General features: G+C 69.0%; 6 protein-coding genes. 1 reads left to right on the top strand and 5 read right to left on the bottom strand.

All coding sequences use genetic code 11. The annotated features are described in order from the left end of the window. From BEN49_RS28905 to BEN49_RS13710, 4 genes are all read right to left on the bottom strand, one after another. Positions 1-186 (bottom strand): hypothetical protein (locus BEN49_RS28905; protein WP_204376110.1); only part of this gene is annotated, 186 nt, incomplete at its 3' end. Beyond that, on the bottom strand, positions 186-740 hold the full coding sequence (locus BEN49_RS13720) for an RNA polymerase sigma factor (protein ID WP_070744290.1): 555 nt from the start codon (positions 738-740) through the stop codon (positions 186-188). The genes BEN49_RS13720 and BEN49_RS28905, both read right to left, overlap by 1 nt. Positions 741-917: 177 nt before the next feature. Continuing rightward, a complete protein-coding gene (locus tag BEN49_RS13715; protein ID WP_070744289.1) occupies positions 918-1,466 on the bottom strand; it encodes a GNAT family N-acetyltransferase in 549 nt (182 codons plus the stop codon). Between the two features lie 58 nt (positions 1,467-1,524). Beyond that, positions 1,525-2,358, bottom strand: a complete 834-nt coding sequence (locus tag BEN49_RS13710) for a mechanosensitive ion channel family protein (protein ID WP_239691932.1) — start codon at positions 2,356-2,358, stop codon at positions 1,525-1,527. Between BEN49_RS13710 and BEN49_RS27990 the strand changes: the two genes are divergently transcribed. Further along, positions 2,349-2,516, top strand: coding sequence for a hypothetical protein (locus BEN49_RS27990; protein WP_158022911.1), 168 nt, complete (start codon positions 2,349-2,351; stop codon positions 2,514-2,516). The two genes, BEN49_RS13710 and BEN49_RS27990, sit on opposite strands and share 10 nt — an antisense overlap. A gap of 240 nt (positions 2,517-2,756) precedes the next feature. Here BEN49_RS27990 and BEN49_RS13705 read toward each other — a convergent pair. Next, the coding region (locus BEN49_RS13705; protein ID WP_193415808.1) for an ethanolamine ammonia-lyase light chain EutC at positions 2,757-2,999 on the bottom strand (243 nt) is incomplete at its 5' end.

Below are 2,999 nucleotides of genomic sequence, written 5' to 3'. Positions count from 1 at the left end.
CGCGAGCAGCGCCACCAGCCCAAACAGCAGCGGCAACGGCAACGGCCGGCGGGGCCCCCGCGGCGCTGGCGCTGGGCTTAACCGTTGTTGAACGCCAGCCCATACGTGCGGCGAAGGCACCAAGTCAAAGTCCTCAAATTTGCCGCGTAGGCGCTGGTCGAGGCCACTTTCTTCCGGTTCTTCCATCACAAGTTCAAGTAATTGGTCTGTTGCTGGTGCAGCCGCACCAGCTGCTTGCGCGCCTTGCTAAGTTGGGCCTTGGACGTGCTCACCTGGATGCCCAGCGCTTCGGCGATTTCGGCGTGGGTATAGCCGTCTAGGGCGTAGAGGTTGAGCACCAACCGGCACCCATCGGGGAGCTGCGCCATGAGGGCCAGCACCTCGGCCACCCCCAGGCGGTCCAGGGCGTCGCTGTCCGCACTCGCGGGTTCGGGCACGTTGTCGAGCAGCACGTGCGGGCGCCGGTGCCCACGCTGCCACTGGTTGAGGGCCGTGGTAACGACGATGCGCCGCAGCCACCCCTCAAAAGAGCCTTCCGCCCGAAACTCACCCAGCCGGGTAAAGGCTTTAATAAAAGCGTCTTGCAGGATATCCTCCGCTTCGGGCACCGAGTGCGCGTAGCGGCGCGCCACGCCCAGCATGCGCCCGGCGTAGCGGTGATAAAGCAACTGTTGCGCCGCCGGCTCGTGGCAGGCACACCGCGCAAGCAAGTCGGGTAAGTCGGCGGGTAGAACCGGCATGAAGGCAAGGTAAGCCCGCGCAACGGGCAGGTACCGGCCAGACAGGACCGGGGCCCAAAAGGCTGCTCCGGACCGCGCAATTATTTCCAGCGGCCGCTGGCCAGCGGCCGGGTACAGCAAGCCAGGGCCCTCGGAATTAGTGCCCAAAGCCCTTGCCCCCAACAGGCCCCGGGGCCCCTACCCGGCCGCTGGGGCCGCCTGCTGGGCGCGCCACTCGGGGGCCAGAATGCTCATTTCCACCAGGCTCCAGTAGGCGTCGCCGTGGCGGGCCACGTCGCGCAGCGTGCCGTCGGTGTGGAAGCCGCAGGCCCGGTAGCAGCGCAGGGCGCCGTGGTTGAAATCGTACACGCCCAGGCCGATGCGGTGCAGGCCCAGCTGTTCGAAGCCGATGCGCAGCAGCGCCCGCACCATGGCCCCGCAGTAACCGCGCCCCCGCGCCCCGGGCCCCACCAGCACCCGCGTGATGCGCCCGGCCCGGTCGCGCGCGCTGATGCTACCCAGCGAGATGTGGCCCACCGTGCGCCCGGTTTCCGCCTCCACGGCCTTGTAAATGAACACGTCGGGGTCGGCGAAGTCGTTGGCGCCGCGGATGTACCAGGCCAGGTCGTCGGGGGTGAGCGGGAAACCGAAGAGCGCGCCGCTCCACTCGCTGAGCAGCTGCTCGGTGTCGATCCAGGCGATGAGTTGGTCAAAATCGGCCGGGCCGAAGGGTTCGAGGGTAATCATAGCAAACAAAGGCCGCGTAAAAATTCGGTTCAAAGTAAGCGCCCGCCGGCCCGGGGCCCTAATCCAGGCCGGCGGCCGCCGCGCCCCGCCCGGTGGGCCCCTGGAACTGCTCTTCGGGGCCCACCACGGCGCGGGTTTTGGGCAGGCTCTCGGGGTAGTGCTGCTGCACGAAGGCCACCAGCTGCTCGCGCACCTCGCAGCGCAGATCGAAGGCAGTGCTCGAATCAGCGGCGCTCATCAGGGCCCGCAGCTCCACGGTACGCTCCTTCACATCGGTTACTTGCAGCCCGGCCACGCGGCCGTCCCAGCGCGGCGAGGCGGCCAAAATGCGCTCCAGCTCGGCGCGCACGGCGGCCACGGGCAGCGAGTGGTCCACGTACAAAAAGACCGTGCCCAGCAGCTGCGACGAGGAGCGCGTCCAGTTCTGAAACGGCTTCTCGATAAAATACGTGAGCGGCAGCACCAACCGGCGCTCGTCCCAGATGCGGAGCACGACGTAGGTGAAGGTGATTTCCTCGACCCGGCCCCACTCGCCCTCCACCACCAGCACGTCGTCGAGGCGAATGGGCTGGGTGAAGGCAATCTGGAAGCCGGCCAGCAGGTTGCTCAGCGAGCGCTGGGCCGCGAAGCCCACCACCACGCTGGCAATGCCCGCCGAGGCCAGCAGCCCCGTGCCCACCCGGCGCACCGTAGCGAAGCTCATGAGCACGAGCGCGGCGGCCACGAACACGATGAGCGAAACGAGCATTTTCTTCACGAACTGCAACTGCGTGAGCAGCTTGCGGGCGCGCAGGTTGTCGCCGGCCGGCGAGCTGGTAGTGGGCCAGCACCAGGTCCTGGGCCACGTCCACGGTGCCCACCAGGCCCCAGGCGAAAGTGCCGATGAAGGCAATGTCGACCACGCGGCGCACCACCGCCAGCGCCCGCCCTTCGAGCGGCAGCAGCGGCAGCACCAGGGCCAGCAGCAGCACCGGAAAAAAGAAGGCCGACGCCTGCCGCAGGTTTGCGCACGACGAGCGGGCCAGGGCCGAATCCTGCCGCCGCTCGTAGGCGCGCAGGGCCCCGAACAGGGCGGCGTGCAGCAGCCAGCCGCCCAGCGCGCAGCCCGCCGCCGCGGCCAGCGCCAGCGCCGCGGGGTAGCGTTCCAGAAATTCGGTTACGTGTTCGTTCATAAGCACCGCCAACAAAGGAGGGCCCCGGGGCCCCGCCCGCTTGTACCGCCGTTCGGGGCGAAAGGTTGGGCTTACTTTCCCACGGCCGGAGCGGCCCACCGGGGGCCCCGCGGCCGCCTTACGAACCCAACAGCTGGCCCGACTCGTCCTTCAGCCCCACCCCGGACAGGCCGAGCCGCAGCGATTCGCGCAGCAAAAAGCCCAGCGTGTCGGCCGCCGCCGCGTAGCCCAGGCCCGCGGGCCGGATGTTCGAGACGCAGTTGCGGGCCGCGTCCGTCAGGCCCGGCCGGGCCCGTGGGTGAAGTAGGCCCCCAGGCTGTCGGGCGCGCTCAGCCCCGGGCCGCTCGCCGATGAGCACCAG

The sequence above is a fragment of the Hymenobacter coccineus genome (assembly GCF_001816125.1).
GTDB lineage: Bacteria > Bacteroidota > Bacteroidia > Cytophagales > Hymenobacteraceae > Hymenobacter > Hymenobacter coccineus.
The sequence above is the reverse complement of the archived record's forward strand: the minus strand, read 5'-3'. Positions and strand labels throughout refer to the sequence as shown.